Below are 21,828 nucleotides of genomic sequence, written 5' to 3' on the forward strand. Positions count from 1 at the left end.
CAGGTGGCGCCGCAGGCTGTTGAGAGGGGATTCATATGACCGATCGACACCTGGTCGACGTCCACATTCTGCTCGTTCGTGATGGTGAGGTGCTGCTCAGCAGGCGGCGCAGTGCCGACGAGTTCGATGGGCTGTGGCATCTGCCCGCCGGAAAGCTGGAAGCGGGGGAGTCGGCCACCGCCGGGGCGGTGCGGGAGGCATATGAGGAGGTCGGGGTTGTTATCGACCCGGCGGATCTGCGGCATGTGCATACCGCCCATGTGGTCGGCTCCGGCCGCGAGGCCCGGCTCGGGGTGTTCTTCGAGGCGCTGCGCTGGCGCGGCGAGCCGGTCAACCGGGAGCCGGACAAAAGCTATGGGCTGCAATGGTTTTCGCTGGACGCGCTACCCGATGACTCGATCATCGGGTATCCCGCCGCGGGGCTGCGTGGCTACCTCAGCGGAGCTACCTACAGTGAGGGCGGCTGGCCGCGACGCTAGCCGTCGAGGTGGCGGACGAGCAGTCCGGTGAGTTGATCAATGCTCTCGGCGGTGCCTGCGGAGAGGTGGGCGCGTGCGCCCGCGAAGCGATCGAAGACGGCGCCCTCGAGTACCGCGATGAAGTCGGCGGCGGCACTGCTGGGATCGGGGAAGTGCAGGGCGCGGAAGAGATCTCGGGCTCGAATGGTGGAGAACAGGCTGTGCGCGAGTCGGTCGTGCAGTTCGGGATCGGCGCGTAGGTCGATGATGAGCGCGTGCCGGACGATCAGGTGATTGCGTCGTTCGACGAGCAGTCGATCGAGCCATATCGCGATGGCGCGGGCGATGTGGGTCGCGTTGGCGGCTTCCGATGATTCGAGCTCGGCGGCGGCGAAATCGTCGCGGGAGCGGGTGGTGATGCGGTCCGCGATCGCCTCGATGAGTGCCCGTTTGGTGCGGAAGTAATAGGAGGTCGATCCGGCGGGCAGTTCGAGTGCGGTATCGAGGGCGCGGTGGGTGAGTGCTCGAATGCCCTGGGTGGCAATGAGATCGATGGCGGCATCGACGATCAGTATGTGCCGGTCGGTTGTGGACATCGTCACCTTCTATGGCGTCCGTCTGACTTCCTCCTCTACAACTGTAGAGGATCAGGAGGATGCCGTGCAGGACAACATCACATTGGATACCGATCAGCTCCGGGCGCGGGCGCGGCTGCTGGCACAGCTCGATCGGCGCGGCCACCCGGTAAAGCGGCATCGCGGCACCTACCTGCACGGCCGACCGGGCCGCGGCAAAACCATGCTGATGGACGACTTCTTCGCGAGCGTTGCGTCGAATCGCAAGCGCCGCTTCCACTTCCACAACTTCTTCGCCGAATTGCACACCGCGGCGTATGAGTCGGGCTCCATCGACAAGGCCATCGACACCTTGCTCGGCAATGCCGAACTGGTCTGCTTCGACGAATTCCATGTGCACGATATCGGCGACGCGATGCTGATCGCCCGAATGCTCGACGCGCTCTTCGCCCGCCACATCCTGCTGGTGGTGACCTCGAATTATCCACCGGCCCAACTGCTGCCCAATCCGCTGTTCCACGATCGTTTCCTGCCGACCATCGCGCGCATCGTCGCGCATCTGGACGTCGTCTCGGTCGATGGTCCACTCGACTACCGCAGGCGCGGCGGCGCGGATACCGCCTTCGCGGCCGGGCGCTACCTCATCTGCGATGCGGATAGCCCAGCGGACCGGGTGGCGGATCCGGGCGTCGATATTCATCTCGGCACCCGAACGATCCGCGCCCGCGCGATCGACGACGCCGCGCTCGTCATCGACTTCACCGCAATGTGCGGTACCGCTACCGCCGCCTCGGACTACGTCGAGTTGGCGCGAAGATTTCAACGGTGGACCCTGTGCGACGTTCCACGCCTGCGCGAGGTCCCACCCGACTGGGCCATGCGCTTCGTCAACCTGATCGACGTGCTCTACGACGCGGATCGCGAACTCACCCTCACGGCCCGCGCGCCGCTATCGGACCTGGTGGCCGACGTCCCCGCCATCCCCGATATCGCACGGACCGAAAGCCGTCTCGGCGAACTCCACCAGCCCGAATCCGTCGCGATCGGCTAGCACCGTACACGATCGAAGTCGCGGTATCGTCGATAAGGAGGAGGCGATCCTAAGTATTCGATTCCATCCCGAGCCGACCACTCGGCATGTAACTATGTGCCTGTTCAGAGCTGTACTCAGATGTGGTGGTAGCAGGTGGTTAGGGCGGGAGCGCCGATAACGCGCGTGATCGTGCTGATCACGCTGCTGGCGTGTGTCGCGATCGCGCTGCGCGGTCATATTCCCGGGGCGCAAGCCTCCGGTGACCACCGCACGGTGCCATCGGCCATCTCGGTGGTGCTGATGCCGGTACTGCTCACCGTATCGATGGTGATCCTGATCGCCGGGGTGATCGCCAGTCAGCACCGGCTGCCGCTGGCCATGCCGGAGGTGGATCGCGATTCCGAGCGCGGACACGGGCGTCTCGGCCGGGTCGGCCTATTGGTCCTGGCCGCACTTGCGGTGGTTTCCCTGATCGTCGCGGCTGCGTCGGCGGTCTTCTTCGTCGGTTTCGGGCGCGAGGGCGAGCCGGCGCCGGCGTCGGTGCCACGGGATGGCTCGGGCCACACCACCGAGCAGGTCGTCACCACTGCGCCGACACCCGATGCCGCGCCGACCCCGCATCTCGGCGGCACGGCGATGCTGGTGGCCACCATCGCCGCGATCGCGCTGGTCGGTGTGGCACTGGCCGGGGTGATCACGGTGGCGATGGCGGGCCAGCGCAAGCCGCGTCCCGCATCGCCCCCGCTGCCCCCGGCCGCGCCGACGGTGGCGGGTTCGCTGGCCCGAGCGGCCGAGATGGGCCTGGCCGCCATGAACGCGCCCGGCCAGGATCCGCGCGAGGCCATCATCGCCTGTTACGTCGCGATGGAACGCGGCCTGTCCTTCGATCGCGCGGCCGCGCCGCTGGCCTCCGATACCCCGATGGAAGTGCTGGCCCGCGCCTTCGAACGCGGCGCACTGCACGACGCGTCCGCCAGGGAACTGGTCGCGCTGTTCGAGGAGGCCAGATTCAGTCCGCATTCGATGCTGGAGTGGCAGCGGATGCGGGCCGAACAGCTGCTGCGCATCGTTCTGGCGGATCTGCAGGGGGAGATGGTATGAATCGCGCGATCGTATTCGGCGCGCTGATCATCACCGTGCTGATCGAGTTGATCACCCTCGGCAGGGCGCGTGGCGCATTGCTGATCGCCGCCGGAATTCCGGTGGCGCTGGTCATGATTCAGCTGATCTGGTCGCTGTCGACCAGGTCCGGCCCGAAGGCCGATGCGGAGCAGGACTACATCGAGAACGGCCCCGCGGAAATGCTGCGGCACTGGCATGCCAGGGCGGAAATGCTCGCCGACCGCGCGGACGGCACCAGAGCGGACTGGGATCGACACCTGCGTCCACTGCTGGCCAAGGAGTTCGAGTTGTCCACCGGACTGCGGGTTGCCAAGAACCGCAAGGCGACCGAGGCCGCCGGGATACTGCAGTTCGGCCCGGAATTATGGCTCTGGGTCGATCCGGCCAACTCGGCGCTGCGGGATCAGACGACGCCCGCACCCGGGCGAGCGGCACTGGACGAAATTCTGCGCCGTCTGCGGAGAATGTAAGTGCCCGGCATGAGCGGTCAGGCCCGGAGGAGGCAGCGTGCGTAACCATGTAGGGCCCCGATCATGCCCGATCGAACACAGCATGAGCGGTCAGGCCCGGAGGAGGCAGCGTGCGTAACCATGTAGGGCCCCGATCATGCCCGATCGAACACAGCATGAGCGGTCAGGCCCGGAGGAGGCAGCGTGCGCAGCCACGTAGGTCCCCGATCAAGCCCAGTTGAATACAGCCGAAAGAGAATGGGTTGAGGCAAGTGCGAGTAGACAAATGACGATGCCGATGGACGCGACCATCCAGCGCAGCGAGGCGGTACTGCGGGAATTGTCCCGCGTGATCGTCGGCAAGCGGGATGAGTTGCAACTGATCATGATCGCCGTGCTCGCCGGCGGTCACATCTTGATCGAGGACCTGCCCGGCCTCGGCAAGACGCTCATCGCCAGGTCCTTCGCCGCCGCGCTCGGCCTGGACTTCACCCGCGTGCAGTTCACGCCCGACCTGTTGCCCGCCGACCTGCTCGGCTCCACCATCTACGACATGTCATCGGGCCGGTTCAATTTCCGGCGCGGTCCGGTGTTCACCAACGTGCTGCTGGCCGACGAGATCAACCGCACGCCCCCGAAGACGCAGGCCGCGCTGCTCGAGGCAATGGCCGAGGGCCAGGTCAGCATTGATGGCGAAACCTTCCCGCTGCCGCAGCCGTTCATCGTGCTCGCCACCGATAACCCGATCGAGTACGAGGGCACCTATCCGCTGCCCGAAGCCCAGTTGGACCGGTTCGCGATGCAGCTGCGGCTGGGATATCTGTCGGAGAACGACGAACGGCAGATGATCCGCCGCCGCCTCGAGCGCGGCGCGGCGACACCGCAGGTGGTCCAGGTCGTGGATGCGAACGGGCTACTGGAGATGCGGCAGTCGGTCGAGTTCGTCACGGTGCATCCGGATGTGGTCAGCTATGTGGTCGCGCTGGCGAGTGCGACGCGCGGACATCCGCAGGTCGAGGTGGGCGCGAGCCCGCGCGCCGAACTCGATCTGGTGCAGATGTCGCGGGCCCGCGCGCTGCTGCTCGGGCGCGACTATGTGATTCCGGAAGATGTCAAGGCGCTGGCCGTTCCGGCCATGGCGCACCGGATCACCCTGCGACCCGAGATGTGGGTGCGCCGGATCCGCGGCGAGGACGTGATCACCGAATTGCTGCGCCGTCTGCCGGTTCCGCGCGCATCGGTGACCTGATGCGGCAGGGGAGGACATGACCCAGCCGGAAGCCAACGAATCGGCCGCCGTCATCCAGGGGACCGCGGCCGCCGATGCCCTCGCACAGCGGCTACCGAGCCGCGACGAGCCGATGGCCGGCGGGGCACGACACCGGGATATCAGCACCTCGGTCGAAGCCGAATTGCACTGGCGACCGGCCCCATTGGTGTTCATGCTGGCGGTGGCCGCGGCCGTCGCGCTGGTGCTCGCGGTGGTGCTCGGCCGCTGGCAGCTGGTCGTATTCGCGGCCCCGCTGCTCGGTGTGCTCGCCACCGCGCCATGGCAGCAGTCGAGGACCCGGATCCTCGTCGACGGTGGCGGCACGCTGCGTTGCTTCGAGACCGAGGAGATCGTGACGACGATCGCCGCCTTCGTAGAATCGGGCCATGCCCTGCTGCGGCTGACTCCGGAGAAGTCCGCGGGCCTCGGAATCGAGATCGAGGAGGCGATCGATTCCGGGACGGCACCGGCCGGGCTGCGGCTGGCCCTGACGGCGGATCGCTGGGGTCGCTATCCGCTATCAATCCGGATCTCCGCGCTCAGCCCGGCGGGTCTGTCCGTCGCGACCGCCGTGCTGCCAGCAGGTCAGCTCTTCGTCTATCCGATCACCGATCCGCAGCGAATGAAGTTGCCGCGCACCGAACTTCCCGAACGGCTCGGCATCCACCTCACCCGCAAGCACGGTCCGGGCGTCGAGTACGCCGATATCCGCGCCTACGCGCCCGGTGATCAGCTGCGAATCGTGAACTGGCCGGTCAGCGCCCGGCGCGGGCGGCTATACGTCACCGAGCGGCTCACCAACCGATCCGCGGATGTGGTTGTGCTGGTCGACACTTCGCAGCAGGCACCGGGCCCGGCCACCGACTCCCTCGAGCTATCGGTGCGCGGTGCGGCGCAGGTGGTGCAGTCGACACTGCAGGCGGGGGATCGCACCGCGGTCGTCTGCCTCGGCCAGTCCCCCCGCTGGCTGCGCCCCGATATCGGGCGGCGGCAGTTCTATCGGATCGTGGACACCGTCCTCGATGTCGGCGATGAGCACATTCCGACCACCGGCACCCTCGCCCCCCACGCCGCCGTCCCGCTCGGCGCCATCATCGTCGCCTTCTCCACCCTCCTCGACACCCAATTCGCCCTCGCCCTGATCGACCTGCGCAAGCGCGGCCATGTCGTCGTGGTCGTCGACGTATTGCGCGGCACCCCCTTCCAGGAAGAGCTCGACCCAACCCTCGCCAAGATGTGGAACCTGGAGCGCGCCTCGATGTATCGAGATATGGGCACCGTCGGCGTCGACATCGTCGCCTGGACCGAAGACGCCCGCCTGGACCAGGTGATGCGCCTGATCCCCGACCATCGCCGAACAGCACGGGTACACCGATGATCCGATTCCTCGCAATCCTGTCCGGCGTCCTCCTGGTGACCTCGATAACCCTGATGACCCCCTGGGCAGGCATCCCCGCAGTCCTACTCGTAGTAGCAGGCTGGTGGTTCCGCCTCCCCGCCGTCGCCGCGGTACTGCTGGCAATCGGCGTACTAACCGCCGCCGACACCGGCGTACTGGCTGCAGCGGCAACCGGATTGGTGGCCACCGCCTACCTCCTGAACACCGCCACCGTCTCCGCCCCGGTAGGCGTAGTCCCGACAACGGTGCCCTCGGTAGCCGGCGCGGTAGCCTTCGCCACCGTCGCCGTCTGCGCCGTGTTGCTCCCCCTACGCCTGGCCTGGGTCCCAGTCGCCGCGCCGATCCTGGCGATCCTCCTGTACGCCATGGTGATCCAGGGGGTCGCCCAACGGCGCAGACGCAATGGGGCAGAAGCACAACAGCCGGTCAGCCTGCCTGGATGAGCAAGCTATCAGGGCACCTGTATAGGTAGAGTGATTCGCATGTCCCGACTGGAACGGATCACCTCCGACCCTGCCGTCTGCCACGGTAAGCCGGTGGTGCGTGGCCTCCGGTATCCCGTCGAGATGCTGCTCGAGCTGCTGGCAGCAGGCATGAGCATCGACGACATTCTCGCGGACTATCCCGACCTCGAAGGTGACGACGTGCTGGCGGCGCTCGAGTACGCTGCGATCGTGACCGCCCAGCAGACGACGATACCTTTCAACGCGGCGTGAAGTTCCTCGTCGACGCCCAGCTGCCTCGGCGCTTGGCCATGTTCCTGGCGGCGGCGGGGCACGATATCGTGCACACATCTCAACTCGAGCAAGGAAACCGCACGGCTGATGACGACATCGCGAAACTTGCGGATCGTGAGAACCGTGTGGTCGTCAGCAAAGATCGCGACTTCTGGGTCGGCCATGTGCTCTACGGGTGTCCGTCCAGGTTGTTGATCGTTTCGACTGGCAATATCACCAACAATGCTCTGCTGCAGATCTTTGCCGAGCACATGGACGACATTGTCGGGCTTCTTGCCGAGAACTCAGTCGTAGAGCTGGGCCGCGATCGGTTGATTGCACACGCCGATCGCGACCCGGACAGTCGCGCCTGACGTTCTCGCGCGGGCTCAGGCGGGCTGGAAGCGCAGCGTGACGTCGCCGAGAACCGGAGCGTCATCGCGCTCGACCGCCGTTGCGACAATGGTCAATTCGCCATCCCCGCGCCAGATTCGGGTGCGGATGGTTTCGCCGGGGTACAGCACGCCTGCGAAGCGGGCGCGGAAGCCGGTGACGCGGGTTGCGTCGGAGTCGAGGACGGTGTCGGTGGCGGTTTTGCAGACGATGCCGTAGGTGCACAGGCCGTGGAGGATGGGGTTGGGGAAGCCTGCGGCTCGCGCGAATTCGGGGTCCGAGTGGAGGGGGTTGCGGTCGCCGCACATGCGGTAGAGCAGGGCCTGTTGGGGGAGGGTTGGGGTGGTGACGTCGAAATCCGGGGTGCGGGTGGGGAGTTCGGTCTTCGTGCTGGGGCCGCGTTCGCCGCCGAAGCCGCCCTCGCCCTTTGCGAAGATGGATGAGCGGGCGGTCCAGAGGGGTTCGCCGTCGGAGCCGGTGACGGTGTGCTCCTGTACGACGACGGCGGCGGAGCCTTTATCCCACAGTTCGGTAATGCGTCCGGTGCTGGTGGCCTTGCCGGAGGACGGAATCGGGCGGTGCACCTCGACCTCCTGGTGGCCGTGCACCACCTTCGCGAGATCGATATCGATGCCCGGGAACTTGACCTTCGGCGGTTCGGTGTCGTGGAAGGTGGCCGCGACGGTGGCGAAGGTCGGCAGCACCTGCGGGGTGCGGTCGTCGAGGTAGCGCAGTTCGGCCGCATCGGTCCAGCGCGTGCCAGCCCCGAGTCCCAGCTGGTACAGCTGCACATCCGACGGCGTCCAGGCGAACTCCCGGCTGGGCAGTTCCGCGCCGAGGGCGATTTTCGGATCGATGGGCATCGAGTTCTCCTTGTGAATGCTTGTGGACAGATTCCTCTGCCCGGTGCGGCCGGGTCCTGGTCGGATGCGGTCCGGCGAGGTGGCCTGCGGTTCGCCGCTCACGGGGACGGTTGCCTCGAATCGATCCTGCGGCGACCGCATCCGCGTGGGCAAGGGGGCGTCCGCTCGGTGAGACGCCCCCTCGGTCACGCCTCGGCGGCTGCCTCGGCCGACAGTTGCTTCTTGCGTTCGGCGATATCCAGCACCGCCAGATAGCCGAAGGTGATCGCGGGGCCGATGGTGGCGCCCGGGCCCGCGTAGGTGTGGCCCATCACCGGGGTCGCGCTATTGCCGGAGGCGTAGAGACCCTCGATCACACTGCCGTCCTCGCGCAGCACCCGACCGGCGGTATCGGCGACCAGACCACCCTTCGTGCCCAGGTCACCGGGCACGATCTTGGCCGCGTAGAACGGACCCTGCACCAGCCCCGCGAGGCAGGGGTTGGGCTTCACGGTCGGATCGCCGTAGTAGCGGTCGTAGTGGCTGTTGCCGCGGCCGAAGTCCTCGTCCGCGCCGGTCTCGGCGAACTTGTTGAACCGCTCGACGGTCGCCGCCAGATTGTCCGCGGGCACCCCGATCTTGGTGGCCAACTCGTCGAGGCTATCGGCCTTGACAATGAGGTCGTTTTCCATCCAGCGGGACGGAAACCGCTGACCAGGCTGCAATCCGGCGAAGATATAGCGGTTCCGGTAGCGCTGATCGAAAACCAGCCACGCGGGGATATTCGCGCCCGGACCTTCACCCTGCCCATATTCGCCGCCGTACATGGTGTGCACAGCCTCGACGTAAGGAGCGGACTCATTTCCGAATCGCTTGCCGTCGGCGTTGACCATGATGGTGCCGGGCAGATTCCGCTCGGCCAGCGCGAACCAGGGCTTACCGCCCTTGAAGATGGTCGGCCCCCACCAGGAATCCTCCATGAAGCCGACCGCGGCGCCCACATCCATGCCCGCGTTGATGCCGTCGCCGGTATTGGCGGCCGCGCCGGTGGTCCACTCGGTGGTGATGGGCTGGCGCTGGTACTTGGTGCGCATTTCGGCGTTGTGCTCGAAACCGCCGCTGCCCAGCACCACCCCGTACTTGGCGGTGAACCGCACCGTCTCGCCGTCGTGCTCGGCCTCGACGCCGGTGACCACGCCGTCTTCCACAATCAGCTTGGTCAGCGCAGTATTCAGCAGCAGCGGCACATTCGCGTCCAGCAGCCCCTTGCGCATGGCGGCGATGATGGCCTGCCCCATGCCGAGGATGTGCTTACCGGTCCACTTGGCGAAATAGGTGCGGGCGCCGACCCGCATCGCCCGCATGATGCCCTTCGGATGGCGGCGGATCAGGTTGAGCCGCACGAAATCTGCCTGCATGACGACGACGTTCAGCGGAGCCTTGGCATACGGCGGCTCCAGATCGAAGCGTTCCTCGCCGAGAACCTTCGCGTCGAATGGCGCGGGTTCGCACGAGCGTCCATCGCCGAGGCCGCCCGGAGCTTCCGGGTAGTAGTCGGAGTAGCCGGGCACCCACTTCATCTTCAGCGGCGTGTGGTCGAGGACGAAGTCGAAGGCCTCCGCGCCTCGGTCGATGTAGGTGTCGATCCGGTCCTTCGGCACTACGTCGCCGATGATGCTGTGCAGGTAGGTGCGCGCATCCTCGCGGTCATCGGGACGGCCGGACGTCTTGAGCGCCTTGTTGCCGGGGATCCACACACCACCACCCGAGCGCGCGGTCGACCCGCCGTAGTGCGCGGCCTTCTCAATGATCACCGCACTCAGTCCATGGTGGGCTGCGGCGAGGGCGGCGGTCATACCTGCAGCACCACTGCCGACCACCACCACATCGTAGCTGTGTGGATCATTAACCGGATCAGTCATGTAGAACACGTTATAGAATGGGGGCGCATTTGGTCTATGTTGAGTGGCAGAAGACTTGCTCGGCGTTCCATTCGTCGAGAAAACTTGTTTCAGTTTCTGACCGGAGTGATGTACATGGGCCTCGAATGGGACCTGGCCGCCGACGTGGTCGTCGTCGGATTCGGCGCCGCGGGTGCGGCCGCCGCCCTGGAAGCGACGGATGCGGGTGCGCAGGTGCTGGTGCTGGAACGCTTCGCCGGTGGCGGCGCGTCGGCATTGTCCGGCGGCATCATCTATGCGGGCGGCGGCACATCGGTGCAGCACGAGGCGGGTGTGCGCGATACACCGGAGCAGATGCTGGCCTATCTCGAGCGCGAAGTCGGCGCCGCCGTCAAGCCCGAGACCTTGCGGCGATTCGTAGCCGAGAGCCCCGCGATGATCGAATGGCTGAAGGGACACGGGGTGCCGTTCGAGGCGTCGCTGTGTCCGTACAAGACGTCGTATCCCAATGACAGCTACTACCTCTACTACTCGGGCAGTGAGGTCTCCGGTTACGGGCGTGAGGTCGCGACGCCCGCACAGCGCGGACACCGGGTCAAGGGCAAGGGCACCTCGGGTAAGAAGCTCACCGGTCCGCTGGCCGCCTCCGCGGCGCGGCGCGGGGTTCGGGTGGAAACCCTCACGCAGGCAACCCGATTGATCGTCGATGACAACGGCACGGTGATCGGCGTCGAATGCGAGACCCTGCGCGACGCCCCGGGACCGGTCCGGGACCGCTACACCCGGATGGCGACGATCGCCGCCAAGCCCGGCATCTACTACCCGCCGCTGCGCAAGGCGCTGGAGCGTCGGCTGGCGAAGCTGGATCGCAGCTACCGCACCACGATTCGGATCCAGGCCCGCCGCGGTGTGGTGCTCAGTGCGGGCGGGTTCATCGCCAATCGGGACATGCTGCGGGAATACGGGCCGCGCTACCGCGGCGGACTCGCACTCGGCACGACCGGCGATGACGGCAGCGGGATCCGGATGGCCGAGCAGGTCGGTGCGGCCACGGATCGGATGGGGAATATCTCGGCATGGCGGTTCATCCTGCCGCCCAGCGCTTTTACCGGTTCGGTATTGGTCGACGCGGACGGCCGCCGGGTCATCGATGAGACACGCTACGGTGCCGCGGTCGGCCACGCGTTGATCACCGAACACGACGGCAAGGGTTGGCTGCTCGCCGACGACAAGCTCATGCGGACCGCGATCGCGCAGATTCGGACTCAGTCGGCCTGGTTCCAGCGCGGGCAGTTCGAGGCGATGCGGCGGACCGCGGTGCGCGGTGCGACCCTGGACGCCGTCGCGGCGAAGGCCGGTATCAGTGCCGACGGGCTGCGCGCCACCGTCGCCGAGCACAATGCCGCCATCGACAACGGTGCGCCCGATCCGGTCGGCAAGCCCGCGGAGTTCACCAAAACCGTTGGGGCCGGGCCGTTCTGGTTGCTGGATGTGGGTATCAAGCCGAGCGTCATCAACCCGTGCCCGATGCTCACCCTCGGCGGCGTGGTCGTCGACGAGAGCACCGGAGCCGTGCAATCGGCTGCCGGAACCGATATTCCCGGCCTGTTCGCGGCCGGGCGGACCGCGGTCGGCATCTGCTCGGACTCCTACGTCAGCGGATTGTCCCTGGCCGACTGTATCTTCTCCGGTCGGCGTGCGGGCAGGTTCGCCGCGGGTGCCGACGCGCTTTCGCGGGCAGCCGTGCCCGAAGCGACAACAGTGGAAGGAAATTAGCGTGCTGTCCGACGCGGTACGAATCGAATTGGCCGATGAACTCGACGTCGCCGAGCGCGACCGGGTCGGCATCGACCCCCTCATCGCCAGGCATCCCGATATCGATGTCGTGGACGCCTATGAGATCCAGCTGATCAATATCCGGCGCAAGCTCGACAATGGCGCGAAGGTGGTGGGGCACAAGGTCGGTCTGTCCTCCCTCGCCATGCAACAGATGATGGGTGTCGACGAACCCGACTACGGTCATCTGCTCGCGGATATGCAGGTATTCGAGGATGTTCCGGTCGAGACCTCGCGCTATCTGATCCCGAGGGTGGAGGTCGAGGTCGGCTTCATCCTGGGCGCGGATCTGCCCGGCGCCGATTGCACCGAGGCCGATGTGCTCGCCGCGACGGTCGCGTACGCGCCGTCCATCGAGCTGATCGATTCGCGGATCAAGGATTGGCAGATCGGGCTGGCCGACACCATTTCCGATAACGCGTCCTCGGCCGGTTTCGTACTCGGTGCGGCGCGAGTCGCGCCGAAAGACATCGATATCAAGGCCATCGACGCCGTGCTCACCCGCAACGGCGAGGTGATCGCCGAGGGCCGCAGCGATGCCGTGCTCGGCGATCCGGTCATCGCGGTGGCCTGGCTGGCCCGCAAGGTGGCCAGCTTCGGGGTGCGGTTGAAGGCGGGCGACATCGTGCTGCCCGGCTCCTGCACCCGCGCCATCGACGCCCGTGCGGGTGATTCGTTCCATGCCGAGTTCGCCGGACTCGGTTCTGTCCGTTTGCAATTCAAATAGGAGGCTGGCCGTGTCCGAAACGGGGACCGTCACCGCCGCGATCGTCGGATCCGGCAATATCAGCACCGATCTGCTGTACAAACTGCTGCGCTCCACCACGGTGGAACCGAAGTGGATGATCGGAATCGACCCGGAGAGCGAGGGTTTGAAGCGCGCCCGCGGGCTCGGGCTGGAGACCTCGCACGAGGGCGTTGACTGGTTGCTCGCGCAGTCGGAACTGCCGGATCTCGTCTTCGAGGCGACCTCGGCGTATGTGCATCGCGCCGCGGCACCCAAGTATGTCGAGGCCGGGATCCGCGCGGTCGACCTCACACCCGCCGCCGTCGGGCCCGCGGTCGTGCCGCCGGTGAATCTGGTCGGCGCGAATCTCGATGCGCCGAACGTCAATATGATCACCTGCGGTGGTCAGGCCACCATTCCGATCGTGGCGGCGGTATCGCGCGTGGTGGCGGTGCCCTATGCCGAGATCGTGGCGTCGGTATCGTCGGTCTCCGCCGGACCGGGCACCCGCGCCAATATCGATGAGTTCACCAAGACCACCTCGCGCGGTGTGGAGACCATCGGCGGCGCGCAGCGCGGCAAGGCGATCATCATCCTGAACCCGGCCGAACCGCCGATGATCATGCGCGACACCATCTTCTGTGCGATTCCCGAGGACGCCGATACCGACGCGATCGCCGATTCCATCCATCGGATGGTCGACGACATCCAGAAGTACGTGCCCGGCTACCGGCTGCTGAACGAGCCGCAGTTCGACCCGCCGTCGGTGGTTTCCGGTGGTATGGCGAAGGTTTCGGTCTTCGTCGAGGTCGAGGGCGCCGGTGACTTCCTGCCGCCGTACGCGGGCAACCTCGACATCATGACCGCCGCCGCCACCCAGGTCGGCGAGGTCATGGCACAGCAGATTCTGTCGGCCCGGGTGTAAAGGAGCCTTCGATATGGTCTATTCAGCAGAACTCGACATCCGCGTCACCGATACCTCGCTGCGGGACGGCTCGCACCACAAGCGCCACCAATTCACCGCCGACGATGTGCGCAATATCGTCACCGCACTGGACGGCGCCGGTGTGCCGGTCATCGAGGTGACCCACGGCGACGGACTCGGCGGCTCGTCGTTCAACTACGGCTTCTCGCACACTCCCGAGCAGGAACTGGTCAAGATCGCGGCGGAGACGGCGAAGCAGGCCAAGATCGCGGTGCTCATGCTGCCCGGCGTCGGCGTCAAGGAGGACATCAAGATCTCCCAGGACAACGGTGCGTCGATCTGCCGCATCGCCACGCACTGCACCGAGGCGGATGTGTCGATCCAGCATTTCGGTCTCGCGCGCGAGCTGGGTCTGGAAACCGTCGGCTTCCTGATGATGTCGCATACCCAGCCGCCGGAGGCGCTGGCCAAGCAGGCCCGCATCATGGCCGACGCGGGGTGCCAGTGTGTCTATGTGGTCGACTCCGCGGGTGCGCTTGTGCTCGAACAGGTTTCGGACCGGGTCGCCGCGCTGGTCGCCGAACTCGGCGATGACGCCCAGGTCGGTTTCCACGGGCACGAGAACCTGGACCTGGCGGTTGCCAACTCCGTCTACGCCGTTCGCGCGGGTGCGAAGCAAATCGACGGCAGTGCACGGCGATTCGGCGCTGGCGCGGGCAATACCCCGGTCGAGGCATTCGTCGGCGTCTGCGACAAACTCGGCATCAAGACCGGTATCGACTTCTTCGCGATCGCCGATGCGGCCGAGGACGTGGTCCGCCCGGTCATGCCGCAGGAATGCCTGCTGGACCGCCAGGCACTGATGATGGGCTACGCGGGCGTGTACTCCAGCTTCCTCAAGCACGCCGAACGTCAGGCAGAACGCTACGGCGTCTCCGCCGCGGAAATGCTGGTACGCGCCGGCAAGCGCAAACTCGTCGGCGGCCAGGAGGACCAGCTCATCGATATCGCCCTCGAACTCCAACGCGAAGCCTCCGTCTCCGCCTGACCCGAACCGCAAGGCCGCGACCAGTCCCCAACTGGTCGCGGCCTCGCAGTGGGTGCCGCATATCCAGTGGGCACCGCGCACAGGCTGCAACTTATGCGCGGTGCCCAGTAGATATGCGCCAGTTTCCGGCGGGCGGGTGAACATTGGAGATTTGGGGTCGCGGGTGGTGGGGGAATCGGAGACTATGAGGCGTGATCTGTCCGCATTGCAATGCGAATTTGTTGCGCAAGGAGCGCGGGGGGCGGCGCTGTTCGACGTGTAAGCGGGAGTTCGCGCTCGAGCCGAAGGAGAGTCCGTTCGGGCTGCACGATATTCGGATGCGCAAGTTGGCCGAGCGGCTCGGGGACGGGCGGGGGCTGCGGTACACCTTGACCCAGCTCTGGTATGCGGCCGGGCGCAAGAAGGTTCCGGATGTGCTGCAGGTGTTCAAGCGGGTGCGCATCGGGGTTTCGGTGGCCATTGTGGTGGTGGCGTTTTTTCTGATGGTCAGTGGCGCGGTACCGGCGGGGGTGGGGATTCCGCTCGGTGCGCTGGTGCTTGCGCTGGCCATTGTCGGAATACAAGCCGCACGGCCTTGGTTTCTGAGTGTCGCCTCCGTGCGAATGCCGGTGCCGTACAACGTATTCCGTCGGGATGTGATCGGCCGGTGGACCCCGATCTATAACGGTCCGCCGCCCGGCTCGGTGGATGAATCACTGGTGAAGCCACCAGCCGTGCAGCGACCTCGATTCGCCGTGCTGTGTCCGGATGCGAGTGTGCTGGCTTGCCTTGCCGCCAACGAAGTATCGCGGACCTGGGATATGGCCCTGTCGGATCGCATCGATCGGGTGCCACCTGGTGTGCCGGTGATCGTGCTGCACGATGCCAGCCTGACCGGTGTCGCGCTGGCCGGGCAGGCTCGCGCTGCGCTCGGTCCCAGGGTCGTGCCGGTCGGCCTGTGGCCGCGCGCGGTACTGGCCAATGCATCGGCGCTGCGACTGCGTGAGCCCCGACCGCCCGAGTCCGATACCGCATTCCTGCGCGGGGAACCGCTCTCGGCGGCGGAGATCGAATGGCTCGCCGAAGGATGGTGGTCGCCGATCGCCGCGATTCCGCCAGCGAAACTGCTCGCCGTGCTCGAACGGGCGGTCGAGCGGGTCGATGATGCGGCCGATCCGGACCGGCGGCGGGCCCGCGAGGTAGGTTTCCTCACGTGGCCGACCGGGTGAAACAGCATATGCTCGATCGGCTGCTGCGCATCGCCGCCGAGCGAGCCGCCGCACCGAGCGGTATCCGCTTCACCGAGCGCCAGCTCTATTACGAGGTGTGCCGAATCCTCACACCTGTGCATCGGATCCCACGACGCTTCGCATTCACGGTCCCCGCACCGCTGACCTACGCGTCCTTCCGCGCCGCGCTCGACCGCCACGGCGAGGTGCCGGGTCTTTTGACGATCGCGCCACCGAAGGCCACCCCAGCCGGACGACACACACCCGAACCGGACCTGTTCGACTATGGCCTACCACGGCTGCTCGTCTGCGAATCGGATGCCATCGCACAAATGCTGCGCGCCAACGGATTACCGATGGAATCCGCATGCCCGGTGCTCAGCGCAGCCGAACTACCCCTGGATCCCGGCATCGCAGGCATGCTCGCAAGCGTCCAGGGCACCATCTATCTGCTGCACGATGCAAGCGCCACCGGACTCACCTTCCCAGCGCGGCTGAGGGAACTGACCGAAATCCCCGACGACGTACGAGTCGTCCCCTTGGGCCTACGGCCACGCCAAGCAGGCACACTGCACCTGCCCCATGTCCATGGACCGTTGCCGAACTTGTTTGCAGCGCAGGTGGATTCGATGGAACGTGCACAGTTGCGCCACGGCCCAGCGCTGAACGCCGAGGCGACACAGAGCGATCAGTGTCAGCGCGAAGAGCTGGACTGCGAACCTGGGTCGAACACGATAGCGGCGCAGGTGGATTCGACGGAACGTGCACAGTTGCGCCATGGCCCAGCGCTGAACGCCGAGGCGACACAGAGGGATCAGTGTCAGCGCGAAGAGCTGGACTGCGATTTTGGGTCGAACACGATAGCGGCGCAGGTGGATTTGTCCGGACGTGCACAGTTGCGCCGTGACCCAGCGCCGGGCGCTGAGGCGGCGCAGGTCGATTCGTGGGAGCGCGAAGAGTCGGACGCCCGAGCGCCGAGCACGTTTGCTGAGCACATGGGGCCGACGCAAAGTACACAATTGCGCCGGGGCCGGGCATCGAGCGCTGAGGCGGCGGAGTCGGCTTGGTGGGAAGGCGAAGAGCCCTACGGCGACCCCGCTCTGAGCGCAATAGTGGCGCAACTGGATTCGTGGGAACGGACATGGCTGCTCCGCGGCCGGTACGTCGAGGTCGAAGCAGTGCGCCCGGCCTCGCTGCTGCGCACCGTCCACCGCCTCGTCCGTGAGGTCCGCCCACCCCGACCCACCTTCACCGAGCTACGCCGCGCCCGAAACGCAGGCTTCCTGACCTGGCCCGCCGCATGAGTTTCCACGCCACCATGGGGCAGCAGGGTGTGCTGGCGGCCGGTCGATCATGGACAGTATGTAACTGTGGCTCCACCGCTGGATCGAGCGGGCCGCCGCCGGTGCGGCGCTGTGCATTGCTTGGTTTGCGGGGTGCGCGCGCAGATAGCGCGTGTGGCAGAACTGCGCGGCGCACGGAACATGGGCTTGCTTATGTGGCTCGCCACATGATGTTTCAGGACACCCTGCGGCCGTCCTGTGCGCCAGGCCGATCGGTGGGAGCATGTGGCTGCAATGCGGATGCCGTGTTGAATCGGACGCCGTCTGTCCGACGGTGCTGTCGCGCATCGTCTGGTGTGGGTGCCGAGAGGCCGCGTTACCGAACCCGCCAGCGCCCAGAGCGCGTGCTTTCTGATGCGGCCTGCCGCATGAGGTTTCGGGAAGCCTCGCGGCATCCGGGTGCGCTGACTGGTGGATCGGCGTGTGGCTGCGGCATGGATGCTGCGTCGAACGGGCTGCCGTCCGTTCGACTGCGCTCCGGATCGCCTGGTTTGCGGGGTGTGCGTGCCTATGGCGCATGTGGCTGTGGCGCGGTCGCTGGGTCGGGCGCGGTGCCGTGGGTGCGGTTGCGCTCCGGATCGCCTGGTTTGGGGGGTGTGCGTGCCTATGGCGCATGTGGCTGTGGCGCGGTCGCTGGGTCGGGCGCGGTGCCGTGGGTGCGGTTGCGCTCCGGATCGCCTGGTTTGGGGGGTGTGCGTGCCTATGGCGCATGTGGCTGTGGCGCGGTCGCTGGGTCGGGCGCGGTGCCGTGGGTGCGGCGGCGCTGTGCATCGCCGGGTTTGCGGGGTGCGCGTGCGGATAACGCATGTGATCGAACTATGCAGGACAGCGGGCTTGTTGGTCTGGCTCGAGGCAGGGAAGGGGAGTGCTGTGTCGGAGCATCGGCAGATCACCTATACCGATGAATTGCTTGCTGATGGGTCTGTGCATCGGCGTTATGCCGATGGGCGTCAGGAGTGGCGGACTCGTGACGCGCGAGGGGTGGTGTCGTGGCGCGATGACCGGGGTGGCTCCGGGACCGATGAGGCGCTCGGGCCGAAGATCGTAAAACGCGTGTATCGCAATGGATCCGTTGTGTACGGGCGGGAGGCGGGTTTCGGGCGGACGCTGTGGGGTGACGGTGTGCTGACGGTGAACCGGTCCTCGTTCGGTGGTCGGCTCGGTGGGATTCTGGCCGCGGTGGCGGGTGGCGCACTGCTCGGTGCGCTGGTCATGCCGCCGATTTCGCTGACCGTGGAGGAAGAGCAGGAGTTGCGCCGACAGGCGGTCGCGCAGTCGTCCGGTTCCAGTGATGGGGGTGGCGATTACGGTGGCTGGGACGATGACGCCGGGGACGACGGCGGCGATTTCGGCTGAGGGGAACCATGTCTCGTTGGTGTGCTTTCCAGACTCCGGATGACCCGGCCGGTCAGGTGCGGGCGGTCGGTGGCGATCCGGTGGCGGTCACGGGTTGTCATGCGCTGGGGTTGCTCGAAGGTCCCGGCGTCGCGGCGGGTCCCTTCACCGTCGGCGCGTTGACGGCGGTCGGTGAGGTCACGCTGTTCAACGCGGCCCGGCTGCGCGCTCGACTCGGCGCGGGCATATCGCCGGACTGCGCCGACGGCGAACTGCTATTGCACTGCTACGCCCGTTTCGGACTCGACGGAATCGCCGCCGCCGACGGCATGTTCGCGCTGGTCATCGCCGATGGTGCCGATCTCGTGCTGATCCGCGACCACGTCGGCACCCGCACGCTGTTCCATGCGCGCGCAGGCCACGGCTGGGCCGCGTCCACATCGCTGCGTGCATTGCACCGATGGCCCGCACTGCGCACCGGACTGCATCTACCCGCGGTCCGGTCCTTCCTCACCTTCGCCTACCTGCCGGGCCGCGAGACGCTGCTGCGCGATATCAACGAGGTCCTGCCCGGCCGCTGCGTTCGCCTGCACGACGACGGCTCGCTGACCGAGGAAACCTACTGGGAGCCGATCGAAGTCGAGGATGCGCGCTCGGCCGCCGACCACGCGCTGGAACTGCGTGAACTGCTCGAGGACGCGGTTGCCCGGCGCCTGCCCGCGGGTGAACCGGTCGGGGTGCTGCTCTCCGGCGGTATCGACAGCAGCCTGGTCACCGCCCTTGCCGCCAAGCTGCACGATCAGCGCGTGCGGTCGTATTCCATCAGCTTCGGCGGCACCACACCGAACGAACTCGCCTACTCCGGACTCGTTGCCACGCACTGCAATACCGAACATCGGGTACTCACCGTCCCCGGTACGACGGTCGCATCGCGACTGGCGCAGACGGTATCGCTGCTGGACTGCCCGGTCGGCGATCCGCTCACGGTACCGAATCTGATGCTCGCCGAAGCCGTTGCCGCGGACGGTATGCGAGTGGTGCTCAATGGTGAGGGCGGCGACCCGGTCTTCGGCGGTCCCAAGAACCTGCCGATGCTGATCTTCGAGTTGTCCCGTGACGATCCGGCTGCCGATGCCAGGGCTGCTGCCTATCTGGACAGCTACCGCAAGTGCTACAGCGACCTGCCGGTGCTACTGAGCCCCGATGTGCTGACCGCGCTCATCGACGCACCGCCGCTGACCGAGCTGATCGCTCCATACCTGCGCCAGGGCCGGATGACCAGCCTGCTCAACCAGCTATTGCATACGAATCTGCGCACCAAGGGCGCACATCACATTCTGACCAAGGTCGAACGACTCACCGCCGCGAGCGGTTTGGAGGGACGTGCGCCGCTGTTCGACCGCGCCGTGATCGACCACGCCTTCCGCGTGCCCGGCCGCTACAAGCTGGCCGGTACCAGCGAGAAGTGGATTCTCAAACAGGCTGTGCGAGATCTACTTCCGGCCACCATCGTGGACCGTCCGAAGAGCGGGATGCGAGTTCCGGTGCAGCAGTGGCTCTCCGGGCCGCTACGCGAACTCGGCAACGACCTGCTACTCGGCTCGTCCGCCCGGGCACGTGGTCTGTTCCGGGAGGACACCATCCGGTCGTGGTTGCGCGGTGACGGCGCGCTGCTGCCGCGGCAGGGCGGCAAGTTGTGGCTGGTGCTGTCGTTGGAGCTGTGGTTGCGGTCCTTCGACGTGGGGCCGTGACCCGCATTCGTCCATTGGAGTAGCACCGAGGAGCCGCATGTCCGATCCCCGAATCAAATACCGCGCAGACGATGAGAACGAGATCCACGACCTCGCCGAATTCCAGGATGCGGGACGCAATGTCGTCACGCCCGTCGCGCAATTTCCGGCCGAGGTCGCCGCGGTGGTGGTCCAAGCGTTCGCGCAGATAGTCCGGAATGCCAAGGCGAGTCGTGCCGCCACCGCACCCGACGCGGATGGCATCATCCGATCCCAGACCTTCGAGGAGGGCGATGTCTACATGATCGAAACCCCCTTCGACGGCTTCTTCGCCGACCGCTACCTCATGGATTTCTACAATGCCGCCGAACGCGGCATCTGCTCGCGCATGCATTTGCACACCGGCCTGCGCTTCGTTCGGATGATGACCGGCCCCGACACCCACATTCGGGTGAGCAGCCTCTCGCCGTTCCGGGTGACCAATGTTGTCGGCGTTACGCCCTTCGTGCCGAGCGAATTCGAGGACGAACTACCGGATACACCGCCCGGCCTGCACCGCACCAGATACAACCTGATCGTCCCGCCCTGCTCCTTCGTCGATATGCAGATTCCGCGCGGTGTCAGCCACCAGTTCAATGCCATCGGCCCGCACGCGGTGATCGATTCGGTGCATCCGGAGGAGTCCATCGAGGTCTTCCGCGAACAGATGTCCGGCTTCAAGATGATGGCCCAAACCGTCTTCCTGGCAGAAGAATTGCCGGATGCCGCCACGTGTACGTCGCACACCAGCTGACTGCGGACCCATCCGATAATTCGGTTGCGATCGCGTGCGGGCGTGCTTACCGTGGATACAACGAGTTCAGGGAGAGGATCCGGCAATGACCACCAAGGCGAAATTCGAAGGGCGTGCGCGCTCTTTCGATGCTGCCTTGAAAAGTGAGTCCGCGCAGGAGTTTTCGTCCTATGGCTTTTCCGATAGCAGCACCGTGAGCGATCCGTGACACAGCTTTTCTTGTGTCGCAATGGGTCGCACCGGGCAGCTGCCGGGGAGCGGCCCTTCTTTATTTCGCGGCAAGTCGCCGCATCTGCGCAAAGAGATGACCTTCGAAAACTGAACAACGATAGCGTATTTCACGCTGGGGACGATGAGCCTGGTGGCTCACCCCGACTGTAAATCAGATGCTTCGGCAGGTGGGTTCGATCCCTACCGTCCCCACTGCGGCGCAGTTGCTCTGTTGGTATGGGCAACCTGACTTTCATTCAGGGACCACGTCGGTTCGATTCCGATCTGCGTCACTCGCTAATTTTTCCACCACCCAGGAGTGTGAACTCCACGGTTTCTCAGCTCAGTTGGCAGAGCACTCGGTTGAAGCCCGAGGTGTCGAAGGTTCGAATCCTTCAGAAACCACGATGGCCTCGTGCTCTGTTGGTCGAGCACTCTGATTGTCGATCAGAACTACGCGGGTTCGATTCCCGTCGAGGTCGCTATGCGCCTGTAGCTCAGTTGGTAGAGCTCCG

At 66.0% G+C, this 21,828-nt stretch carries 22 protein-coding genes and 3 tRNA genes; 22 read left to right on the forward strand and 3 right to left on the reverse strand.

Going from position 1 to position 21,828, the window contains the following annotated elements; all coding sequences use genetic code 11:
* The first annotated feature begins 35 nt into the window (after window positions 1–35).
* Window positions 36–479, forward strand: a complete 444-nt coding sequence (locus tag ACQP0C_RS03195; protein WP_433730377.1) for an NUDIX hydrolase — start codon at window positions 36–38, stop codon at window positions 477–479.
* Here the strand turns inward: ACQP0C_RS03195 and ACQP0C_RS03200 are convergent.
* Window positions 476–1,054, reverse strand: coding sequence for a TetR/AcrR family transcriptional regulator (locus ACQP0C_RS03200; protein ID WP_433730379.1), 579 nt, complete (start codon window positions 1,052–1,054; stop codon window positions 476–478). The two genes, ACQP0C_RS03195 and ACQP0C_RS03200, sit on opposite strands and share 4 nt — an antisense overlap.
* A 22-nt stretch (window positions 1,055–1,076) precedes the next feature.
* On the opposite strand from ACQP0C_RS03200, the gene zapE reads away from it, so the two are divergent.
* The 8 genes from zapE (at window position 1,077) to ACQP0C_RS03240 (ending at window position 7,396) form a co-directional block, all read left to right on the forward strand.
* Window positions 1,077–2,084, forward strand: coding sequence for a cell division protein ZapE (gene zapE, locus ACQP0C_RS03205; protein WP_433734417.1), 1,008 nt, complete (start codon window positions 1,077–1,079; stop codon window positions 2,082–2,084).
* Window positions 2,085–2,249: 165 nt separating this feature from the next.
* Window positions 2,250–3,167, forward strand: coding sequence for a DUF4129 domain-containing protein (locus ACQP0C_RS03210; RefSeq protein ID WP_433730381.1), 918 nt, complete (start codon window positions 2,250–2,252; stop codon window positions 3,165–3,167).
* A complete protein-coding gene (locus ACQP0C_RS03215) occupies window positions 3,164–3,658 on the forward strand; it encodes a hypothetical protein (protein ID WP_433730383.1) in 495 nt (164 codons plus the stop codon). The genes ACQP0C_RS03210 and ACQP0C_RS03215 overlap by 4 nt, the downstream gene beginning before the upstream one ends.
* Before the next feature lie 265 nt (window positions 3,659–3,923).
* Window positions 3,924–4,886: an AAA family ATPase gene (locus ACQP0C_RS03220; RefSeq protein ID WP_433730385.1), complete on the forward strand. Its 963-nt coding sequence runs from the start codon at window positions 3,924–3,926 to the stop codon at window positions 4,884–4,886.
* A gap of 112 nt (window positions 4,887–4,998) precedes the next feature.
* Complete coding sequence (locus ACQP0C_RS03225) at window positions 4,999–6,285, forward strand: DUF58 domain-containing protein (RefSeq protein WP_433734418.1); 1,287 nt, start codon at window positions 4,999–5,001, stop codon at window positions 6,283–6,285.
* Window positions 6,282–6,749 carry a hypothetical protein gene (locus ACQP0C_RS03230; protein ID WP_433730387.1) on the forward strand — a complete coding sequence of 156 codons (468 nt, stop codon included), beginning with the start codon at window positions 6,282–6,284 and terminating at the stop codon, window positions 6,747–6,749. The genes ACQP0C_RS03225 and ACQP0C_RS03230 overlap by 4 nt, the downstream gene beginning before the upstream one ends.
* Before the next feature lie 39 nt (window positions 6,750–6,788).
* Window positions 6,789–7,022, forward strand: coding sequence for a DUF433 domain-containing protein (locus ACQP0C_RS03235; RefSeq protein ID WP_433682183.1), 234 nt, complete (start codon window positions 6,789–6,791; stop codon window positions 7,020–7,022).
* Window positions 7,019–7,396, forward strand: coding sequence for a DUF5615 family PIN-like protein (locus tag ACQP0C_RS03240; RefSeq protein WP_433682184.1), 378 nt, complete (start codon window positions 7,019–7,021; stop codon window positions 7,394–7,396). Before ACQP0C_RS03235 ends, ACQP0C_RS03240 begins: the two co-directional genes overlap by 4 nt.
* A gap of 15 nt (window positions 7,397–7,411) precedes the next feature.
* Here the strand turns inward: ACQP0C_RS03240 and ACQP0C_RS03245 are convergent, their stop codons facing one another.
* Both ACQP0C_RS03245 and kstD read right to left on the reverse strand, forming a co-directional pair.
* Window positions 7,412–8,278, reverse strand: coding sequence for a MaoC/PaaZ C-terminal domain-containing protein (locus ACQP0C_RS03245; protein ID WP_433730389.1), 867 nt, complete (start codon window positions 8,276–8,278; stop codon window positions 7,412–7,414).
* A 185-nt stretch (window positions 8,279–8,463) separates the two neighbouring features.
* Window positions 8,464–10,188, reverse strand: a complete 1,725-nt coding sequence (kstD, locus tag ACQP0C_RS03250) for a 3-oxosteroid 1-dehydrogenase (RefSeq protein WP_433730391.1) — start codon at window positions 10,186–10,188, stop codon at window positions 8,464–8,466.
* A gap of 105 nt (window positions 10,189–10,293) precedes the next feature.
* Between kstD and ACQP0C_RS03255 the strand changes: the two genes are divergently transcribed.
* The 13 genes from ACQP0C_RS03255 (at window position 10,294) to ACQP0C_RS03315 (ending at window position 21,795) form a co-directional block, all read left to right on the forward strand.
* Window positions 10,294–11,934, forward strand: a complete 1,641-nt coding sequence (locus ACQP0C_RS03255) for an FAD-binding protein (RefSeq protein ID WP_433730393.1) — start codon at window positions 10,294–10,296, stop codon at window positions 11,932–11,934.
* A gap of 1 nt (window position 11,935) precedes the next feature.
* Complete coding sequence (locus ACQP0C_RS03260) at window positions 11,936–12,721, forward strand: 2-keto-4-pentenoate hydratase (RefSeq protein WP_433730395.1); 786 nt, start codon at window positions 11,936–11,938, stop codon at window positions 12,719–12,721.
* 10 nt (window positions 12,722–12,731) lie between these two features.
* Window positions 12,732–13,646: an acetaldehyde dehydrogenase (acetylating) gene (locus tag ACQP0C_RS03265; protein WP_433730397.1), complete on the forward strand. Its 915-nt coding sequence runs from the start codon at window positions 12,732–12,734 to the stop codon at window positions 13,644–13,646.
* Between the two features lie 13 nt (window positions 13,647–13,659).
* Window positions 13,660–14,694 (forward strand): 4-hydroxy-2-oxovalerate aldolase, encoded by a 1,035-nt coding sequence (gene dmpG / locus ACQP0C_RS03270; protein ID WP_433730399.1) that lies wholly within the window; start codon window positions 13,660–13,662, stop codon window positions 14,692–14,694.
* 317 nt (window positions 14,695–15,011) lie between these two features.
* Entirely contained in the window at window positions 15,012–15,902 is an 891-nt protein-coding gene (locus ACQP0C_RS03275) for a hypothetical protein (protein ID WP_433730401.1), read from the forward strand.
* Complete coding sequence (locus ACQP0C_RS03280; protein ID WP_433730403.1) at window positions 15,887–17,206, forward strand: hypothetical protein; 1,320 nt, start codon at window positions 15,887–15,889, stop codon at window positions 17,204–17,206. The genes ACQP0C_RS03275 and ACQP0C_RS03280 overlap by 16 nt, the downstream gene beginning before the upstream one ends.
* Before the next feature lie 909 nt (window positions 17,207–18,115).
* Entirely contained in the window at window positions 18,116–18,601 is a 486-nt protein-coding gene (locus ACQP0C_RS03285) for a hypothetical protein (RefSeq protein WP_433730405.1), read from the forward strand.
* Between the two features lie 8 nt (window positions 18,602–18,609).
* Complete coding sequence (locus ACQP0C_RS03290; protein ID WP_433730407.1) at window positions 18,610–20,331, forward strand: asparagine synthetase B family protein; 1,722 nt, start codon at window positions 18,610–18,612, stop codon at window positions 20,329–20,331.
* Between the two features lie 37 nt (window positions 20,332–20,368).
* Window positions 20,369–21,103, forward strand: a complete 735-nt coding sequence (locus ACQP0C_RS03295) for a hypothetical protein (protein ID WP_433730409.1) — start codon at window positions 20,369–20,371, stop codon at window positions 21,101–21,103.
* Between the two features lie 85 nt (window positions 21,104–21,188).
* Window positions 21,189–21,311: a hypothetical protein gene (locus tag ACQP0C_RS03300; RefSeq protein WP_433730411.1), complete on the forward strand. Its 123-nt coding sequence runs from the start codon at window positions 21,189–21,191 to the stop codon at window positions 21,309–21,311.
* Between the two features lie 219 nt (window positions 21,312–21,530).
* Window positions 21,531–21,606 (forward strand) — tRNA-Glu (locus ACQP0C_RS03305).
* Between the two features lie 39 nt (window positions 21,607–21,645).
* Window positions 21,646–21,718: transfer RNA gene (locus tag ACQP0C_RS03310), tRNA-Phe, on the forward strand.
* A gap of 4 nt (window positions 21,719–21,722) precedes the next feature.
* Window positions 21,723–21,795 (forward strand) — tRNA-Asp (locus ACQP0C_RS03315).
* Window positions 21,796–21,828 lie beyond the last annotated feature (33 nt).

This window comes from Nocardia sp. CA-129566, assembly GCF_050956075.1.
Lineage (GTDB): Bacteria > Actinomycetota > Actinomycetes > Mycobacteriales > Mycobacteriaceae > Nocardia.

Excerpts from the sequence above, each read along its gene's own strand:
- ACQP0C_RS03225 (WP_433734418.1), top strand. The coding sequence starts at position 4,999 with ATGGCCGGCGGGGCACGACACCGGGATATCAGCACCTCGGTCGAAGCC.
- ACQP0C_RS03245 (WP_433730389.1), bottom strand. The coding sequence starts at position 8,278 with ATGCCCATCGATCCGAAAATCGCCCTCGGCGCGGAACTGCCCAGCCGG.
- ACQP0C_RS03200 (WP_433730379.1), bottom strand. The coding sequence starts at position 1,054 with ATGTCCACAACCGACCGGCACATACTGATCGTCGATGCCGCCATCGAT.
- ACQP0C_RS03295 (WP_433730409.1), top strand. The coding sequence starts at position 20,369 with ATGTCCGATCCCCGAATCAAATACCGCGCAGACGATGAGAACGAGATC.
- ACQP0C_RS03275 (WP_433730401.1), top strand. The coding sequence starts at position 15,012 with ATGCGCAAGTTGGCCGAGCGGCTCGGGGACGGGCGGGGGCTGCGGTAC.
- ACQP0C_RS03195 (WP_433730377.1), top strand. The coding sequence starts at position 36 with ATGACCGATCGACACCTGGTCGACGTCCACATTCTGCTCGTTCGTGAT.
- ACQP0C_RS03300 (WP_433730411.1), top strand. The coding sequence starts at position 21,189 with ATGACCACCAAGGCGAAATTCGAAGGGCGTGCGCGCTCTTTCGATGCT.
- ACQP0C_RS03235 (WP_433682183.1), top strand. The coding sequence starts at position 6,789 with ATGTCCCGACTGGAACGGATCACCTCCGACCCTGCCGTCTGCCACGGT.
- ACQP0C_RS03220 (WP_433730385.1), top strand. The coding sequence starts at position 3,924 with ATGACGATGCCGATGGACGCGACCATCCAGCGCAGCGAGGCGGTACTG.
- ACQP0C_RS03255 (WP_433730393.1), top strand. The coding sequence starts at position 10,294 with ATGGGCCTCGAATGGGACCTGGCCGCCGACGTGGTCGTCGTCGGATTC.
- ACQP0C_RS03230 (WP_433730387.1), top strand. The coding sequence starts at position 6,282 with ATGATCCGATTCCTCGCAATCCTGTCCGGCGTCCTCCTGGTGACCTCG.
- ACQP0C_RS03290 (WP_433730407.1), top strand. The coding sequence starts at position 18,610 with ATGTCTCGTTGGTGTGCTTTCCAGACTCCGGATGACCCGGCCGGTCAG.
- ACQP0C_RS03215 (WP_433730383.1), top strand. The coding sequence starts at position 3,164 with ATGAATCGCGCGATCGTATTCGGCGCGCTGATCATCACCGTGCTGATC.
- dmpG (WP_433730399.1), top strand. The coding sequence starts at position 13,660 with ATGGTCTATTCAGCAGAACTCGACATCCGCGTCACCGATACCTCGCTG.